The organism is Bradyrhizobium sp. WSM4873, assembly GCF_055811355.1.
On the sequence record NZ_JBVVPS010000005.1, the window covers coordinates 101,254 to 117,826 of the forward strand.

Annotated in this window: 16 protein-coding genes and 1 pseudogene; 14 read left to right on the forward strand and 3 right to left on the reverse strand. The window is 64.3% G+C overall.

Annotated features, from left to right (window positions below):
- Window positions 1–82: 82 nt before the first annotated feature.
- A complete protein-coding gene (locus AC0L21_RS10305) occupies window positions 83–1,675 on the forward strand; it encodes a GMC family oxidoreductase (RefSeq protein WP_473260885.1) in 1,593 nt (530 codons plus the stop codon).
- A gap of 187 nt (window positions 1,676–1,862) precedes the next feature.
- On the opposite strand, the gene AC0L21_RS10310 is transcribed toward AC0L21_RS10305, so the two are convergent.
- Window positions 1,863–2,624: an SDR family oxidoreductase gene (locus AC0L21_RS10310; protein ID WP_473260887.1), complete on the reverse strand. Its 762-nt coding sequence runs from the start codon at window positions 2,622–2,624 to the stop codon at window positions 1,863–1,865.
- A 104-nt stretch (window positions 2,625–2,728) separates the two neighbouring features.
- On the opposite strand from AC0L21_RS10310, the gene AC0L21_RS10315 reads away from it, so the two are divergent.
- The 3 genes from AC0L21_RS10315 (at window position 2,729) to AC0L21_RS10325 (ending at window position 5,139) form a co-directional block, all read left to right on the forward strand.
- Window positions 2,729–3,241 carry a CvpA family protein gene (locus AC0L21_RS10315; protein WP_473260889.1) on the forward strand — a complete coding sequence of 171 codons (513 nt, stop codon included), beginning with the start codon at window positions 2,729–2,731 and terminating at the stop codon, window positions 3,239–3,241.
- Between the two features lie 129 nt (window positions 3,242–3,370).
- Complete coding sequence (locus tag AC0L21_RS10320) at window positions 3,371–4,153, forward strand: SDR family oxidoreductase (protein ID WP_473260892.1); 783 nt, start codon at window positions 3,371–3,373, stop codon at window positions 4,151–4,153.
- On the forward strand, window positions 4,150–5,139 hold the full coding sequence (locus AC0L21_RS10325) for an NADPH:quinone reductase (protein WP_473260894.1): 990 nt from the start codon (window positions 4,150–4,152) through the stop codon (window positions 5,137–5,139). Before AC0L21_RS10320 ends, AC0L21_RS10325 begins: the two co-directional genes overlap by 4 nt.
- A gap of 12 nt (window positions 5,140–5,151) precedes the next feature.
- On the opposite strand, the gene AC0L21_RS10330 is transcribed toward AC0L21_RS10325, so the two are convergent.
- A complete protein-coding gene (locus tag AC0L21_RS10330) occupies window positions 5,152–5,631 on the reverse strand; it encodes a DUF3775 domain-containing protein (protein ID WP_027515358.1) in 480 nt (159 codons plus the stop codon).
- A gap of 124 nt (window positions 5,632–5,755) precedes the next feature.
- On the opposite strand from AC0L21_RS10330, the gene AC0L21_RS10335 reads away from it, so the two are divergent.
- The 7 genes and pseudogenes from AC0L21_RS10335 (at window position 5,756) to AC0L21_RS10365 (ending at window position 13,258) form a co-directional block, all read left to right on the forward strand.
- A complete protein-coding gene (locus AC0L21_RS10335) occupies window positions 5,756–6,604 on the forward strand; it encodes an MBL fold metallo-hydrolase (protein ID WP_473260898.1) in 849 nt (282 codons plus the stop codon).
- 130 nt (window positions 6,605–6,734) lie between these two features.
- Window positions 6,735–7,577, forward strand: coding sequence for a fumarylacetoacetate hydrolase family protein (locus tag AC0L21_RS10340; protein WP_007599594.1), 843 nt, complete (start codon window positions 6,735–6,737; stop codon window positions 7,575–7,577).
- Between the two features lie 157 nt (window positions 7,578–7,734).
- Window positions 7,735–8,346 (forward strand): glutathione S-transferase family protein, encoded by a 612-nt coding sequence (locus AC0L21_RS10345; protein WP_473260900.1) that lies wholly within the window; start codon window positions 7,735–7,737, stop codon window positions 8,344–8,346.
- A gap of 15 nt (window positions 8,347–8,361) precedes the next feature.
- Window positions 8,362–9,230 (forward strand): annotated as a pseudogene (locus AC0L21_RS10350) (MBL fold metallo-hydrolase).
- A gap of 133 nt (window positions 9,231–9,363) precedes the next feature.
- Window positions 9,364–10,515, forward strand: a complete 1,152-nt coding sequence (locus AC0L21_RS10355; protein WP_473260902.1) for an alpha/beta hydrolase — start codon at window positions 9,364–9,366, stop codon at window positions 10,513–10,515.
- A 62-nt stretch (window positions 10,516–10,577) separates the two neighbouring features.
- Entirely contained in the window at window positions 10,578–11,549 is a 972-nt protein-coding gene (mbfA, locus tag AC0L21_RS10360) for an iron exporter MbfA (RefSeq protein WP_007605213.1), read from the forward strand.
- A gap of 236 nt (window positions 11,550–11,785) precedes the next feature.
- The gene (locus tag AC0L21_RS10365) at window positions 11,786–13,258 is read left to right on the forward strand and encodes an amidase (RefSeq protein ID WP_473260905.1); all 1,473 of its coding nucleotides are present in this window, start codon (window positions 11,786–11,788) and stop codon (window positions 13,256–13,258) included.
- A 30-nt stretch (window positions 13,259–13,288) separates the two neighbouring features.
- Here the strand turns inward: AC0L21_RS10365 and AC0L21_RS10370 are convergent, their stop codons facing one another.
- Window positions 13,289–13,771, reverse strand: a complete 483-nt coding sequence (locus AC0L21_RS10370; RefSeq protein WP_473260907.1) for a CinA family protein — start codon at window positions 13,769–13,771, stop codon at window positions 13,289–13,291.
- Between the two features lie 167 nt (window positions 13,772–13,938).
- Between AC0L21_RS10370 and AC0L21_RS10375 the strand changes: the two genes are divergently transcribed.
- From AC0L21_RS10375 to AC0L21_RS10385, 3 genes are read left to right on the forward strand one after another with little or no spacing between them, the layout of a single operon-like run.
- The gene (locus tag AC0L21_RS10375) at window positions 13,939–14,997 is read left to right on the forward strand and encodes an amidohydrolase family protein (protein ID WP_473260909.1); all 1,059 of its coding nucleotides are present in this window, start codon (window positions 13,939–13,941) and stop codon (window positions 14,995–14,997) included.
- A 23-nt stretch (window positions 14,998–15,020) separates the two neighbouring features.
- The gene (locus AC0L21_RS10380) at window positions 15,021–16,130 is read left to right on the forward strand and encodes an amidohydrolase family protein (RefSeq protein WP_473260911.1); all 1,110 of its coding nucleotides are present in this window, start codon (window positions 15,021–15,023) and stop codon (window positions 16,128–16,130) included.
- Window positions 16,130–16,543: a Rieske (2Fe-2S) protein gene (locus AC0L21_RS10385; RefSeq protein ID WP_473260913.1), complete on the forward strand. Its 414-nt coding sequence runs from the start codon at window positions 16,130–16,132 to the stop codon at window positions 16,541–16,543. The genes AC0L21_RS10380 and AC0L21_RS10385 overlap by 1 nt, the downstream gene beginning before the upstream one ends.
- Window positions 16,544–16,573: the final 30 nt, after the last annotated feature.

Below are 16,573 nucleotides of genomic sequence, written 5' to 3' on the forward strand. Positions count from 1 at the left end.
GGCGCGAAGCGAACCCGGAACCTCGAGATTCCGGGTTCGATGCTCCGCATCGCCCCGGAATGACGATAACGGGGGAACATCAGTGACTGACACATTGGATTTCGTCGTCGTGGGCGCGGGCTCCGGCGGCTGCGCGGTGGCGGGGCGGCTGTCGGAGGATGCGGGGACATCCGTGGCGCTGCTCGATGCCGGCGGACGGAACGACAATTGGCGGATCACCACGCCGTTCGGGCTCGCCCTGCCGTACAAGGCCGCGAACTGGGGCTTCGATACCGTGCCGCAGAAGGGATTGAACGGCCGTATCGGCTATCAACCGCGCGGCAAGGGGCTCGGCGGGTCCTCGGCGATCAATGCCATGGTCTATATCCGCGGCAACAAATGGGACTACGACCACTGGGCCTCGCTCGGCAATGCCGGCTGGTCGTATGCGGACGTGCTGCCCTATTTCAAGCGCTCGGAGAACAACGCCGATTTCGACGGCGAATATCACGGCAAGGGCGGCCCGCTGCATGTCAACAGACTGCGCGCGGACAATCCGATCCACGACGTCTTCCATCAGGCCGCGCGCGAGGCGCAGTTCCGCATCCGCGAGGACTTCAATGCGGAGGACCACGAAGGGCTCGGCAGCTACCAGGTGACGCAGCACAATGGCGAGCGCTGGAGCGCGGCGCGCGCCTATGTGAATCCGCACATGGGCAAGCGCGCGAATCTGCGTGTCGAGACGCATGCGCATGCCACGCGCATCCTGTTCGAAGGCGGGCGCGCGGTCGGCATCGAATACATCCAGGGCAAGCAGACAAAGCAGCTGCGCGCGCGGCGCGAGGTGATCCTCGCCTCCGGGGCCTTCCAGTCACCGCAGCTTTTGATGCTGTCGGGCATCGGCGACGGCGAGGCGCTTGCCGCGCACGGGATCGGCGTCGTGCATCATTTGCCGGGCGTCGGGCGCAATCTGCAGGATCATCCGGATTTCGTGTTCGTCTACGCCTCCGACTATCCGCACTTCGTCCACTCATCGCTCGGCCGGCTGCCATCCCTGCTCCGCGCCATCCAGCGCTACCGCGGGGAGCGGCGCGGCCTGATGACCACCAATTTCGCCGAGTGTGGCGGCTTCCTGAAGACCCGGGCCGATCTCGATGTGCCCGACATCCAGCTGCACTTCATCATCGCGATGCTCGACGATCACGGCCGCAAGAAGCACAAGGAGGCGGGCTTCTCATGCCATGTCTGCCTGTTGCGACCGAAGAGCCGTGGCAGCGTCTGGCTGAAAAGCGCCGATCCGCTGGCAGCGCCGATGATCGATCCGAATTTCTTGGGCGAGGCAGAGGATCTCGAGACGATGGTTGCGGGCTTCAAGACCACGCGACGGCTGATGGAGACGCCCGCCATGCGCGCGTTGCAGAAGAAGGACATGTTCACGTCCGACGTGAGAACGGACGACGACATCCGCGCCATCCTGCGCGCGCGTGTCGACACCGTCTATCATCCCATCGGCACCTGCAAGATGGGCACTGACGCGATGGCCGTGGTCGATCCGGCGCTGAAGGTGCACGGCATGGAAGGCCTGCGCGTCGTCGACGCCTCGATCATGCCGACGCTGATCGGCGGCAACACCAATGCCCCGACCATCATGATCGGGGAGAAGGCGGCGGATATGATCAGGGGCGAGATGCGGTGACTCCACCTCGTCGTCCCGGCGAAGGCCGGGATCCATTACCCCAGGGAGCAGTCGTGGCGTGAGATGGTAACCACGAGTCTTCGCCAAACTGCTCCCTGTGGTTATGGGTCCCGGATCTGCGCTCCGCTTCGCTGCGCTTGTCCGGGACGACGCCTGAGTGAACTCGCTTGTCCGGGACGACAGTCAATCAATTCAGCAAGAATCCGCCGTCCACCGTCACCACGCTGCCCGTCATGTACCGCGAGGCCTTCGAGGCCAGCAGCAGGATCGCGCCGTCGAGATCGGATTCGGCGCCGATGCGGCGCTGGGGAATGCGCTTGGTCAGGCGCTCGCCTGACGGCGTCGACCAGAAGGCGTGGTTCATCTCGGTGTCGATGTAGCCGGGCGCCAGCGCGTTGATGCGGATGTTCTGCCCCGCGAGCTCCAGCGCCATCGCCTTGGTCGCCTGGATGATGCCGGCCTTGGAGATCGCGTAAGGCGACAACGCCTTCAGCACGCCGGTGCCGAGCACGGAGGCGATGTTGACGATGTTGCCTGCCTGCTTGCGCGCGATCATGCGGCGCGCGATCTCGGTCGCGAGGAAATAGGCGCCCTTGAGATTGGCGCCGATCACCGCGTCCCAATCGGCCTCGGTCTGCTCGGTCGCGAGCTTTTCGATGGCGATGCCGGCATTGTTGATCAGCACCGTGACCGGGCCGAGCGCGGCTTCCGCGGCATCGACGGCCCTGGCGATCGATGCGGTGTCGGTGACGTCGAGCGCGACGGCGGCGGCACGGCCGCCCTTGCCGCGGATCTCCTCTTCCAGGCTCTTCAGCTTGTCGGTCTGCCGCGCCGCGAGCGCGACGGCCGCGCCGTGCGCCGCCAGCACCCTGGCAAATTGCCGCCCCAAGCCCTGGCTCGCACCTGTGACGAGGATGGTTTCTTGACTGACGTCGAATAGGTCTGACATGACGCTTTCCCTGAGCTTTGGGGCCATCAATACAGACGATTTTAACGATCTGAAACTGGAATGATCGGTTCTGCGTTCATTCGTTCCATGGCAGGGTCACGCGCATGAACAGTTTCGATCTCGCCGTCTATGCGGCGCTCGCAGTCGCGATCGGCTTCGGTTTCAGGACCGGCCTGCTCGGCAGCGCCATGACGATCCTGGCCTATCTCCTCGCCGCCCCCATCGCCGTCGCGCTGATGCCGCTGATCGTCCCGCAAATCGCAGGCAATCCGAATGCGCCGCTGCTGCAGAACTGGATCTGGTTCTTCGGAATCTTCGTGGTGGTCGGCATGCTGTTTGGATATCTCGGCCGCCTGGCGCTGAGCGACACGATACGGCAGGCCGGCATCGGCGACCGGCTCGGCGGCGCAGCGCTCGGCGCCATCAGGGTCGGCCTCGTCGCCACGACCCTGGTGCTGGTGTTCGACCAGATCGTGCCTGCCAACCGCCAGCCGCCGTTTCTCGCCGGCTCGCATCTGCGGCCGCTGTTCTCGACGATCGGCCAGATGGGCTTCAAGTCGCTGCCGCCGGAAGCGGCCTCCGCGATCGACCGCCTCAAGCAGGAGCGGCGCATCTGATGAGGCGCATTTGCATCGCCGCGCAGGCGTGCATGCATTTTGATGCGAGCCAATCCCTTATCAGCGGCGCCAAGGTTGGCTAGAATGGCGGCATCTTAAAAACCTGCATGACATTACGGGAGTGAAACAGTGGATCTTGGGATCAAAGGTCGCCGCGCCATCGTCTGCGCATCCAGCAAAGGCCTCGGACGCGCCTGCGCCATCTCGCTGGCCGAGGCCGGCGTACACGTCACGCTGACCGCGCGCGGCGCCGAGGCCCTGAAGAAGACGGCCGACGACATCCGCAAGGCCTATCCTGATGTGACCGTTACCGAGATCGTCGGCGACATCACGACGCCGGCGGGCCGCGAGGCCGTGCTGAAGGCCTGCCCCGAGCCGGATATCCTGATCAACAATGCCGGCGGACCTCCGCCCGGCGATTTCCGCAACTGGACCCGCGACGACTGGATCAAGGCGATCGACGCCAACATGCTGACCCCGATCGAGCTGATCAAGTCGACCGTGGACGGCATGATGGCGCGCAAGTTCGGCCGCATCGTCAACATCACCTCGGCCGCGGTGAAGGCACCGATCGACATTCTCGGTCTCTCCAACGGCGCGCGCGCCGGCCTCACCGGCTTCATCGCCGGCCTGTCGCGCAAGACCGTGATCAACAACGTCACCATCAACGGCCTGCTGCCGGGCCCGTTCGAAACCGACCGTCTGCGCAGTACCGCGAAGGGGGAATCCGAGAAGCGCGGCATCACGCCGGACCAGGTTCTGGCCGAGCGCGCCAAGCTCAACCCCGCGGGCCGCTTCGGTGACCCCGACGAGTTCGGCTACGCCTGCGCCTTCCTGTGCGGCGCCAAGGCGGGCTTCATCACCGGGCAGAACCTCCTGCTCGATGGCGGTGCCTTCCCGGGAACGCTGTGAGGGCGGTCTGGTACGAGGAGACAGGACCGGCGGCGGACGTCCTCACCTATGGTGAGATGGCGACGCCGGTCGCAGGTCCAGGCGAAGTTCGTATTCGCCTGGAAGCCTCCGGCGTCAATCCGGCCGATGTCGGCCGGCGCGGGGGCAGCTATCGCGCCAAGGAGTTTTCGCGCGTCATTCCGAACAGCGATGGCGCGGGCTTTATCGACCAGACCGGCGATGGCGCGACGCGGTTCAAGATCGGCGACAGGGTCTGGCTGTTCAACGGCCAGCGCAACGGCCGCGCCTTTGGCACCGCGGCCGAACATATCGCGCTTGCCGAGCATCTGGTGACGCCGCTGCCGGACAATCTCTCTTTTGCGCAAGGCGCGACGCTGGGCATTCCCGCCATGACGGCGTGGTGCTCCCTGTTTGCGGACGGACCGATCGTCGGCAAGTCGGTGCTGGTCACCGGGGGCGCAGGTGCAGTCGGGCATTACGCCGTGCAACTCGCGAAATGGGGCGGCGCGCAGGTGATCGCGACCGTCAGTTCGGCAATGAAAGGCGAGCAGGCGCGACAGGCCGGTGCCGACCTCGTGGTCAATTACAGGGACGAAGATGTCGTTGCCGAGGCCATGGCCTTCACCGGCGGACGCGGGGTCGACCGATTGGTCGATGTCGATTTCGGCGGCAACATCGCGACGACCCTGAAGTTGATCGCAATGAACTCGACAATCGCGGTCTACGCCACGAACGGCAACCGCACGCCGACCGTGCCGATGCGCGAGCTGATGGAGAAGTGCATCACGCTCCGCTCGCTCGTCTTGTTCGCGCTGCCGCCGGCGCTGCTTGTGGCGGCGCAGGCCGACATCTCGAAATGGCTGGCGGCGGGGCCGCGAATCCACAATGTCGCGGCGCAGTTTGCGCTGTCGGAGACGGCGCAGGCCCACGCCGCCGTCGAGAAAGGCGACAAGCTCGGCACCGTGGTCGTCGACTGCGCGCGCTGATATCGGCCGGGATCACCGCTGTTGCTTGGTGGGCTCGTCTTCGTCCCGCTGGCTCGGACTGGATGAATCGGCGACAGGGTTTCCGTCGGTCCAGTCGACGCCGAATTCGTCGAGCCCGTCGGCGAGCAGATCGCCCAGCATCGGCTCACCCAGCAGATAATGCGCCGTTTCGCGCCGGGGACTGCGATACTCCGCGCGCGCCTCCACCGCGCGTGCGCGCAAATCGTCCCAATCGTCGATCGTGCCGTCGCCGCGGCCGAGCCAGGTCAGCGCGACGAGATCGATCTGCTCGTCCTCGTTCATGGCCACGATGAAACTTCCGAGTTCGTTGACGACCGGATCGGAGCCGTCATCCTCGAGGACGTCGACCGCATCGTCATCCGTCGCGTTCGAGCCGGAATCCGGATCGGAATCCGCCTGCTTGACGTCGAATTCACGCGCCTTTTCGATGATGAAGGCGACCTTCTCCGCGGAGATTGCGAGCTCTGGCATGGCTGGGCCTTTTGCTTTCCCTTGGGTTCCCGCGATAACGCCGCACCGCGTCAGATGATCCATTGCGCCTGACGGCCAAACTGCGCATGTTCCCCGCCAAAGCAAGAACATGAGGATGCACCGGATGCAGTGGAAGGTCGGCAGGGTCAAAATCAGCAAGATCGTGGAATTGGAGACGGTCGGCTCGACCCGCTTCATTTTGCCCTTGGCGAGCAATGCAGAAATCCAGAAGCTGCCCTGGCTGATCCCGCATTTCGCCACCGAAGAGGGCCGGCTGAAGATGTCGATCCATTCGCTGGTGGTGGAGACCGCCTCGCGCCGCATCGTGGTCGATACCGGGCTTGGCAACGACAAGCAGGGCCGCAACGTCCCGACCTGGAACAATCGCACCACGCCGTTCATGGAGACAATGATTGCGGCGGGCTTTCCGCCTGACAGCATCGATACCGTGCTGTGCACGCATCTTCATGTCGATCATGTCGGCTGGAACACGAAATGGGACGACGGCAAATGGCTGCCGACCTTCCCCAACGCGCGCTATGTCTTCGGCAGGACCGAGTATGAGCATTGGCGCGACCATTCCACCGAGCCGGACAAGCGGGCCGTGTTTGACGATTCCGTGAAGCCGATCGTCGATGCCGGCCGGGCCGAGTTGATCCCGAGCGACCACCGGCTCAGCGACGAGATCAGCATGATCCCGACCCCCGGCCACAGCCCCGGGCATATGAGCATTCTGATCCAGTCGGACGGCGAGCAGGGAGTGCTGACGGGCGACGTCGCCCATCATCCCTGCCAGATGGCGCATCTCGGCTGGTCCTCGACCGCGGATTCCGATCAGAGCCAATCTGCCGCGACGCGGCGCGAATTGTTCGGCCGGTTTGCCGACACCCCGACGCTGGTAATCGGCGGGCATTTTTCGGCCGGGCACATCAAGCGGGACGGGGACGCATTCAGGTTCGAGGCGCTGGCCTAGGTCTCGTGCCCCGGACCAACCTCCCGAATCGAGAGGGCTGCAATGCGCCCCTCTTTGAGCGGTTGAATTTCCCGCCGCCCTGTTCCATGAAGCTGTTCAACCGATCGGTCCATTCCAGGGAGAAACGAGAATGAAGCTTGTTCGTTATGGCGAGAAGGGTGCGGAGAAGCCCGGCCTGATCGACAAATCCGGCCAGTTGCGGGACCTGTCGGCGCATGTGAAGGACCTGACCGGCGAGGCCTATTCGCCCGAGAGCCTGAAGAAACTGGCGGCGCTCGATCCGGCCTCGCTGCCCGCCGTCTCCGGCAAGCCGCGGTTCGGCGCCCCCGTCACCGGCATGTCGAAATTCGTGGCGATCGGCCTCAACTACAGCGACCACGCCAAGGAGACCGGCGCCGAGATCCCGAGCGAGCCGATCATTTTCATGAAGGCCAACACCTCGCTGTCCGGCCCGAACGATGCCGTCGAGAAGCCGCGCGGCTCGACCAAGCTCGACTGGGAGGTCGAGATCGCCGCGATCATCGGCACGCGCGCAAAATACGTCTCGGAAGCCGACGCGCTCAACCACGTCGCCGGTTACTGCGTCTGCAACGACGTCTCCGAGCGTGCCTTCCAGATCGAGCGCCTGGGTCAGTGGACCAAGGGCAAGTCGCACGACACGTTCGGCCCGCTCGGCCCCTGGCTCGCCACCAAGGACGAGATCAAGGACGTGCAGAACCTGCCGATGTGGCTCGACGTCAACGGCCAGCGCCGTCAGACCGGCTCGACCAAGACCATGATCTTCTCGATGGCCAAGTGCATCTCCTATGTCTCTCAGTTCATGACGCTGCTGCCCGGCGACATCATCACGACAGGCACCCCGCCCGGCGTCGGCCTCGGCATGAAGCCGCCGACCTTCCTCAATGTCGGCGACGTCATCACGCTCGGCATCGAAGGCCTCGGCGAACAGCGCCAGGAGATCGTCGCGGCGTAAGCCGCGGCCAGCGCAACACTCGCCGTCATGCCCGGGCTTGTCCCGGGCATCCACGTCTCACAGTCTAACCACGCGGAAGCGCGTGGATGGCCGGGTCAAGCCCGGCCATGACGGAGGAGACACCGTTTGCTCAAGACCGATCGCAGGGAATTGTCCCATGAAGCTCACCTTCTCCCCCGCATCCCCCTTCGCCCGCAAGGTGCGCATCGCCGCGATCGAGCTCGGGCTGATCGACAAGATCGAGTTCACGCCGGCGACCGTCGCGCCCGGCACGGCCAACGAGGATTATTCGAAGATCACGCCGCTGAAGAAGTTGCCGGTGCTGATCACCAATGACGGCGATGTTATTTTGGACTCCTACGTCATCGTCGAATATCTCAACGAGATGGCCGGCGGCAGCCTGATCCCCGATTACGGTCCGCGGCGCTGGAAGGCCAAGACCAATCATGCCCTGATCAACGGCATGCTCGATTCCATGCTGCTGTGCCGCTACGAGAAGATGGTGCGGCCGCAGGGCCTGCAATGGCAGGCGTGGTCGGACGACCACTGGAACCGGGCCTGGATCGGCATGGCGCGCTTCGAGAACATGCCTGAAGTGCTGAACGGCCCGTTCGATATCTCGCAGATCGGCCTCGTCTGCGTGCTCGGCTATGCCGACTTCCGCTTCGCCGATTGCGGCTGGCGCAAGGCCTATCCGAAGCTCGACGCCTTCCACCAGAAGATGCTGGAGCGGCCCTCCGTGAATATCTCGGTGCCGCCCGCGGCTTAACTCTTCGGAGTTCTCATGAGCCTGAAATACGCGGTCGGCGATCTCACCATCCATCGCATCATCGAGCAGGAAACCTCGTTCGTGCCGGCACTGGAGATGTTGCCGGGGCTGACACCGGAGCTGCTGGCCGAGAACCGCGTATGGATGAGGGAGGCGAAAGCCCTGGATGACAGCGACACATTGATGCTGTGCTTCCAGTCCTACGTGATCAAGACGCCGCACCACACCATTCTGGTCGACAGCTGCATCGGCAACGACAAGCCCCGGCCGCAGCGGCCGAAATGGAACATGAAGACCGACGACACCTATCTGCGCGGACTCAACACCGCCGGATTCTCGGTCGACGACATCGACTTCGTGATGTGCACGCATCTGCACGTCGATCACGTCGGCTGGAACACGCGGCTGGAGAATGGCCGCTGGGTGCCGACCTTCCCGAAAGCGCGCTACGTCTTCGCCAAGCAGGAGTTCGATCACTGGACCGAGCAGAACGCGAAGGCGGAGGTGCCACCCTTCGCCGACAGCGTGCTGCCGGTGGTCGAGGCCAAACGCCACGAGCTCGTCGGCAACGATCACCAGATCGGCGATCACGTTCGTATTCTGCCGACGCCCGGCCACACGCCGGGCCATATCGCCATCACGATGGGCCACGGCAGGGACGACGCCGTGTTCTCCGGCGACCTCATGCACTCGCCGATCCAGACGCTCTATCCGGAGCTGTCGGTCAAGTTCGACCTCGATCAGGCCAAGGCGGCAACGACGCGCCGCAGCTTCCTGGAACGCTATTGCGACACCGACACGCTGTGCTGCACCGCGCATTTCCGTCGCCGTCAGCGGGGAAGATCAAGCGCAAGGGCAGCGGCTTCGTCTGCGCGGCGGTGTGATCTAGCCGAGATGCCGTAGGGTGGACAAAGCGAAGCGTGCCCACCATGCCAAACGCGTTATAGAATGATGGTGGGCACGGCGCGCAAAGCGCGCCTTTGCCCACCCTACGATTCCACCCGTGTGGAGAAAGCAATGACCGACCTCCCCGAGATCCCGCTCCCCGCCGGCATTCGCTCACGCTATGTCGACGACATCAACGGCCTGCGCATGCACGTGCTGGAGGCCGGCTTCGAGACCAAGGGACGGCCCTGCATCCTGCTGCTGCACGGCTTTCCCGAGCTCGCTTTTTCCTGGCGCAAGGTGATGCCGGCGCTGAGCGCGGCCGGCTATCACGTGATCGCGCCGGACCAGCGCGGCTATGGCCGGACGACGGGATGGAGCGCGGAGTACGACGGCGATCTCGCACCGTTTTCGCTCTTCAACCTGGTGCGGGATGCGCTCGGGCTGGTGTCGGCGTTCGGCTACAGGCAGGTCGATGTGGTCGGCCACGATTTCGGCAGCCCGGTCGCGGCCTGGTGCGCGCTGATGCGGCCCGACGTGTTTCGTTCGGTGGCGATGATGAGCGCGCCGTTCGGCGGAGCGCCGCCGCTGCCGTTCAACACGGTCGACACGCCGGCAAAGCCCCCGGCCGAAGACCCCGTGCATCGCGAGCTCGCCGCCTTGCCGCGTCCACGCAAGCACTATCAGTGGTATTATGCGACACGCCCGGCGAATGCCGATATGCACTGCGCGCCGCAAGGCGTGCATAATTTCCTGCGCGCCTACTATCATCACAAGAGCGCGGACTGGACCGACAACAAGCCATATCCGCTGAAATCGTGGTCGGCGAACGAGTTGGCGAAGCTGCCGACCTATTATGTGATGGACCTGAACGAGACCATGGCCGAGACGGTTGCGAAGGAGATGCCCTCGCCGGCCGCGATCGCGGCCAATCAATGGCTCCCCGACCGCGAGCTCGCCTACTACAGCGCCGAATATGGCCGCACCGGATTCCAGGGCGGCCTGCAATGGTATCGCTGCGGCACATCGGGTGCATTCAACAGCCAGCTCGAATTGCTGGCCGGCCGCACCATCGACGTCCCCTCCTGCTTCATCTCGGGCAAGCAGGATTGGGGCACCTATCAGCGTCCCGGCGTGTTCGAGGCGATGCAGGCGCGAACCTGTACGAAGCTGCTCGGCTGCCACCTCGTCGACGGCGCCGGTCACTGGGTGCAGCAGGAACAGCCGGCCGAGGTGAGCCGCCTGCTGCTCGATTTCCTGGCGAAGAGCCGGGGCGTGATTTGACCCGGGAACTTCGGCGCCCTATATAGTTTAGAACTATTCTAAACTAATCAGACAGGGCCGCCGTGAAGAATTTTGCCGATCTGACCGAGCGCGAGGTGCTTGCGGTCGCGATCTCCTCCGAGGAGGAGGACAGCCGCATCTATATGAGCTTCGCCGAAGACCTCAAGGAGCGCTATCCGGACTCCGCCAAGATCTTCGAGCAGATGGCCGAGGAAGAGCGCGGCCATCGTCACATGCTGCTGGAAATGTACGAGCAGCGCTTCGGTCCGCATTTGCCCCCGATCCGCCGCGAGGATGTCAAAGGCTTCCTGCGCCGTCGTCCGGTCTGGCTCACCAAGAACCTGCCGCTCGACACCGTCCGCAGGGAAGTCGAGACAATGGAATTGCAGGCCGAGCGCTTTTACGTGAAGGCGGCTGAGCAGGCGCAGGACGTCGGCGTGCGCCGCCTGCTCGGCGATCTGGCCGAGGCCGAGAAGGGCCACGAAGAGGTGGCGGCGAAGCTGACGGACCAGATCCTGAGTTCTGACGTGCGCGCCGAGGAAGACCGCACCAACCGGCGCATGTTCGTGTTGCAATATGTGCAACCAGGTCTCGCCGGCCTGATGGACGGCTCGGTCTCGACGCTGGCGCCGCTGTTCGCGGCTGCCTTCGCGACGCATCAGAACTGGCAAACGTTTCTGGTTGGCCTCGCCGCCTCGATCGGCGCCGGCATCAGCATGGGTTTTGCGGAAGCGCTGTCCGACGACGGCTCGCTGACCGGGCGTGGTTCGCCCTGGCTGCGCGGTCTCACCTGCGGCTTGATGACGACGCTCGGCGGGCTTGGGCACACCCTGCCCTATCTCGTGCCCGATCGCTGGGCCAACGCATTCTGGATCGCGACCGGAATTGCCGGAATTGTCGTGTTCTTCGAATTGTGGGCAATCGCCTTCATCCGCGCGCGCTACATGGATACACCGTTCCTCCAGGCCGTGTTCCAGATCGTCCTCGGCGGCGCGATCGTGCTGGCGGTGGGGATATTGATCGGAGCGGCGTAACAGCCTCACTCTCGGTGTCATGCCCCGCGAAGGCGGGGCATCCAGTACGCCGCGGCCTCTCCGTGTCCGATCGGCCCCGGTGGAATACTGGATCGCCCGAGCCGGGCGATGACTGCGAGTGATTGCTTGGCTCACCGCGTTCCGTCTTGCTCACATGTCAATCGCGATCAAACGGCGGTTGCGGTGCTGGGCCAAACTGCGCATCATCGTTCGACAATAAGAACAGGAGATGCGCCATGGCCAAATCCGAATGGAGCTTCAAGAGCGCGGTCGCGCTGTCGGCCGCGTTGGCCGCGAAGAAGGTTTCCGCGGTCGAGCTCACGCAGGATGCGATCGACCGCATCGAACGGCACGACGGCAAGGTCAACGCGATCTGCGTGCGGGATTTCGACCGCGCGCTGGACGCCGCACGCGAGGCGGACGGCGCATTGGCCCGCGGCGAGCACAAGCCGCTGCTCGGCCTGCCAATGACGATCAAGGAATCCTTCAACATCGCCGGCCTGCCCACGACCTGGGGCTGGACGCCGCAGAAAGATTTCAAGCCGCCCGAGGATGCGCTCTCGATCACGCGGGTGAAGGGTGCCGGCGGCGTCATCCTCGGCAAGACCAACGTGCCCGTGGGGTTGGCGGATTGGCAGAGCTACAACGAGATCTACGGTACGACCAACAATCCATTCGATCTCGGCCGCACGCCGGGTGGCTCGTCGGGCGGCTCGTCTGCGGCGCTGGCGGCAGGCTACGGACCACTCTCGCTCGGGTCCGACATCGGCGGCTCGCTGCGCGTGCCGGCCTTTCATTGCGGGGTTTATGCGCACAAGCCGACCTACAATCTCTGTCCAACGCGTGGCCACACGCCGCCGCCATTTCCAGCCATCCCGATGGAGCGCGATATGGCGGTGATCGGTCCGATGGCGCGGAGCGCAGTCGACCTGCCCCTGCTCCTGGATGTGATGGCAGGTCCCGATCCGTTGGACCTGGGCGTCGGATACAAGCTAGCGCTGCCGGAGGCGCGACACCGCGCGCTGAAGGATTTCCGTGTGCTGGTGATCGACAGCCACCCGCTGCTGCCTGCGAATGCCGACATTCGCAGCGCCATCGAGAAGCTGGCGAACCAATTGTCGAGCGCCGGCGCGAGCATAACGCGCGAAAGCCCGCTGTTTCCAGACTTCACGGAAGCCTCTCGCCTCTACATGCGCATGCTGATGGGCTTTCTGGGCGCCTTCTCTCCGCCGGACATTCTCGCCGGCGCGCGTGCCGGAGCGGCGCAGCTCTCGCCCGACGACAAGAGTCTTGCTGCCGAGCGGCTGCGTGGCATGACCAGCACACATCAGGCCTGGGTGTTCGACGAAGGCGCCCGCGCCGGCCTGCGCGCGCAATGGCGGCAATTGTTCAGGACATTCGATGCGGTGATCTGTCCGATCATGCCCACGCCGGCCTATCCGCATGATCATTCGCCGGAGCAGGAAAAGCGCCGGATCAATATCGATGGCAAGGACCACGCCTATCCGGACCAGCTTGCCTGGCCCGGCATCGCCACGCTGACGGGCCTGCCGGCAACGGCCGTTCCGCTCGGCCTGTCGAAGGACGGCCTGCCGGTCGGCGTGCAGATCATCGGGCCTTTCCTCGAGGACCGCACGCCGCTGAAGCTCGCCGAGCTGATCGAACGCGAGTTCGGCGGGTTCGTGCCGCCGAAGATGTTCGACGATTGATGCGTTCGCCATTGCGACGGCGCTACGAGGTCACCGCTCCAGATTCTTCAACAGCAATTTCAGCGCTGTCGCTGCAAATATCTGCATATTGGCGAAGCGGTCGTTGCTGCCCGTCTCCAGCGTCATCACCTCGACCGCGGGCCCGGCGACCGCCATGCAGCTGTGGCCCGCCGCATCGCCGTAGCGATTGCCGGTGGGGCCGGCGGCGCCGGTTTCGGACAGGCCCCAATCGCAGTTGAAACGGCTGCGCATCTGCTCGGCCAGCAGCTGCGCGTAGGGCTCCGACGAGGAGCGAAAGCCCTTCATTCCTTCGTCCGCAATATCCATCAGCACGCGCCTGGCATCGCGGGTGTAGACCACGGCCCCGCCGAGGAAGTAGGCGGACGCGCCGGGTACCGCGAGAAGGCTGGCCGAGATCAGGCCGCCGGTCGAGGATTCCGCCACGGCAATGGTCTGTTTGCGCGCGATCAATTTCGCTGCGACCTGTTCCGCAATGCCGACGAGCTCTTTCATTCCTTGACCCCTTATGCCTTCGCAACCGAGCTCGGCCTTTCTAGCATATGACAGCGCCGTTGGCCGAGTTGCAGCCGCCGGGCAGGCCTGCTTCAATGGCAGCCAAAGGCGGAGCGGCCAAGCGCCGCCCGCGAGAAGACGCGACGAGGAAACGTGAAGGACACGTCATGGCGTCCCTGATCGCCGGCGGAGTGGATTGCGATGTGCATCCGGCCGTGCCGCATCTGACCAGCCTGCTGCCGTACCTGAACGACTATTGGCGCGATCAGGTGACGACGCGCGGCATGGTCGATCTCATCTCGCAATCCTACCCGCAGAACTCGCCGATCACGGCGCGGCCCGACTGGCGCCCCGAAAGCGGCAAGCCGGGCGAAAGCCGGGCGGACATGCAGCGCCATGTGCTCGATCCCTTTCAGCTCTCCCATGCCATCTGCAATCCGCTCTATGGCGTGCAGATGGTGTTTTCCGAGGATCTGCAGGCCGCCTTCTGCAGCGCACTGAACGACTGGCTCGTGAAGGAATGGCTCGATCGCGATACGCGGCTGCGCGGCTCCATCGTGATCCCCACCCAAAGCGTCGAGAAGGCTGTCGCCGAGATCGAGCGCTGTGCGACGGACCGCCGCTTCGTGCAGGTGCTGATGCTGGCGATGGGCGACACGCCGCTCGGCAAGCGCGCGCTATGGCCGATCTACGAGGCGGCAGAACGGCTGGACCTTCCGATCGGCATTCATGCCGGTTCCGCCTATCACAATCCGCCGACCGCCGTGGGCTGGGGTTCCTACCACATCGAGGATTATGCCGGTCAGGCCCAGGCGTTCCAGACCCAGCTCACCAGCCTGATCGTCGAGGGCGTGTTCGCCAAATATCCGTTGCTGAAAATGGTGATGCTGGAATCCGGGGTGTCCTGGATCTCGCCATTTCTCTGGCGCCTGCACAAGTTCTGGCGCGGCGTGCGGATGGAGACGCCGTGGGTCGATCGCGCGCCGCTGGACATTGTGCGCAGCAACATCCGCTTTTCGTTACAGCCATTCGATGCGCCGCCGGATGAGGCGACATTAATTCGCCTGTTTGATCATATGCAGTCGGACGAATTGGTCGTATTCTCGACCGACTATCCGCACTGGCAGTTCGACGGCCAGGAGGCGCTGCCCGCAGGTCTCACCCCCGATCTCGTGCGCAAGATCATGATCGATAATCCGCATGCGACCTATCCCCGCCTGACTTAGCCGCTGCCAAAGGAGGCAAGGCGATGAATATTCAGTTCCGCGAAAGCTCCGAAGCCGCTTCCCCACTGACCGTCAAAACCGCGATCGCGGACTGCGACATCCATCCGGCACGCGCGACCCGCGCCGAGCTCTATCCTTACCTCGCCAAACGCTGGCAGCATCATCTCGAAGTCTACGGCGTCCATGCCTATCAAGGCATGATGGAAGGTCCGCCCTATCCGAAGGCCCAGCCCAACGCCTCGCGCCGCGACGCCTATCCGCCGGAAGGCGGGCCGCAGGGCTCCTCGCTGTCCTTCATGCAGAAGCAGCTGCTCGACCCCCACAACGTGCAGCTCGGCGTGCTCAATCCGCTCAACACCGGGCAAGGCATCCGCAATCACGAGCTCTCGGCTGCCTTGTGCTCGGCGATCAACGACTGGCAGATCGACCAATGGACCAGCAAGGACAAGCGGCTGAAGGCCTCCATCGTCGTCGGCAATGAGGACGGACTGTCGGCCGCCGCGGAGATCCGCGAGCGCGCCGGCGACAAGAATTTCGTGCAGGTGCTGCTGCTCAGCCGCAATGTCGAGCCGCTCGGCCAGCGTCGCTACTGGCCGATCTATCAGGCTGCGGAAGAGGCCGGCCTTCCCGTCGGCGTCCACGCCTTCGGCTTCGGCGGCAACCCGATCACGCCGTCGGGCTGGCCTTCCTATTACATCGAGGAAATGGTCGGACATTCGCAGTGCCAGCAATCGGCGCTCGCGAGCTTGGTGCTGGAGGGCGTGTTCGAGCGTTTCCCGAAATTGAAGATGGTGATGATCGAGGCCGGCTTCGGCTGGGCGCCGTCGCTGGCATGGCGGCTCGACAAGGTCTGGCAGCGCCTGCGCAGCGAGGTGCCGCATGTCAAACGGCCGCCGTCGGAATATATCCGCGAGCAGGTGTGGTGGACCACGCAGCCGATGGAGGATCCGGAGCGGCGCGAGGATCTGTTCGACGTCATCAAGTGGATCGGTTGGGATCGGCTGCTGTTCGCGACCGACTATCCGCATTGGGATTATGACGAACCCTCGCGCGTGCTGCCCGCAGGCGTCAGCGACGACAACCGCGAGGCCTTCTATCTCGGCAATGCGAAGAAGCTGTACGGGATCGCTTGATGGCGCGGCATGTGATTGCCGCGGTCGACGAGCTGCCGCCCGGCACGCGAAAATTTCTGGAGATCGACGGACGGCCGATCGCAATCTTCAACATCAAGGGTGAATATTTCGGCCTGATGAACCGCTGCCCGCATCAGGGCGCGGCGCTGTGCGAGGGACCCTTGATCGGGCTCGCGCAATCGACGGATCCGGGCGAGATCGAATACACCAAGCTCGGCGAGATCATTCGCTGTCCCTGGCATGGTTGGGAGTTCGACATCCGAACCGGCCAGTCCTATTGCGAGCCCCGCCGCTTCCGGGTGAAGGCCTACCCGGCCCATGTCGAGCCGGGTGCAAGCGTGGTGAAGGGGCCGTATATCGCCGAGACGATACCCGTGACGGTCGAGAGCCACTACGTCGTGGTGGAGCTGTAGCGAGAAGCAGGTGGCGCGGGCATGCGCCGG

Coding starts and splice junctions, on each gene's coding strand:
- AC0L21_RS10310 (WP_473260887.1), bottom strand. CDS start 2,624: ATGTCAGACCTATTCGACGTCAGTCAAGAAACCATCCTCGTCACAGGT.
- AC0L21_RS10315 (WP_473260889.1), top strand. CDS start 2,729: ATGAACAGTTTCGATCTCGCCGTCTATGCGGCGCTCGCAGTCGCGATC.
- AC0L21_RS10330 (WP_027515358.1), bottom strand. CDS start 5,631: ATGCCAGAGCTCGCAATCTCCGCGGAGAAGGTCGCCTTCATCATCGAA.
- AC0L21_RS10335 (WP_473260898.1), top strand. CDS start 5,756: ATGCAGTGGAAGGTCGGCAGGGTCAAAATCAGCAAGATCGTGGAATTG.
- AC0L21_RS10340 (WP_007599594.1), top strand. CDS start 6,735: ATGAAGCTTGTTCGTTATGGCGAGAAGGGTGCGGAGAAGCCCGGCCTG.
- AC0L21_RS10345 (WP_473260900.1), top strand. CDS start 7,735: ATGAAGCTCACCTTCTCCCCCGCATCCCCCTTCGCCCGCAAGGTGCGC.
- AC0L21_RS10355 (WP_473260902.1), top strand. CDS start 9,364: ATGACCGACCTCCCCGAGATCCCGCTCCCCGCCGGCATTCGCTCACGC.
- AC0L21_RS10365 (WP_473260905.1), top strand. CDS start 11,786: ATGGCCAAATCCGAATGGAGCTTCAAGAGCGCGGTCGCGCTGTCGGCC.
- AC0L21_RS10370 (WP_473260907.1), bottom strand. CDS start 13,771: ATGAAAGAGCTCGTCGGCATTGCGGAACAGGTCGCAGCGAAATTGATC.
- AC0L21_RS10375 (WP_473260909.1), top strand. CDS start 13,939: ATGGCGTCCCTGATCGCCGGCGGAGTGGATTGCGATGTGCATCCGGCC.
- AC0L21_RS10380 (WP_473260911.1), top strand. CDS start 15,021: ATGAATATTCAGTTCCGCGAAAGCTCCGAAGCCGCTTCCCCACTGACC.
- AC0L21_RS10385 (WP_473260913.1), top strand. CDS start 16,130: ATGGCGCGGCATGTGATTGCCGCGGTCGACGAGCTGCCGCCCGGCACG.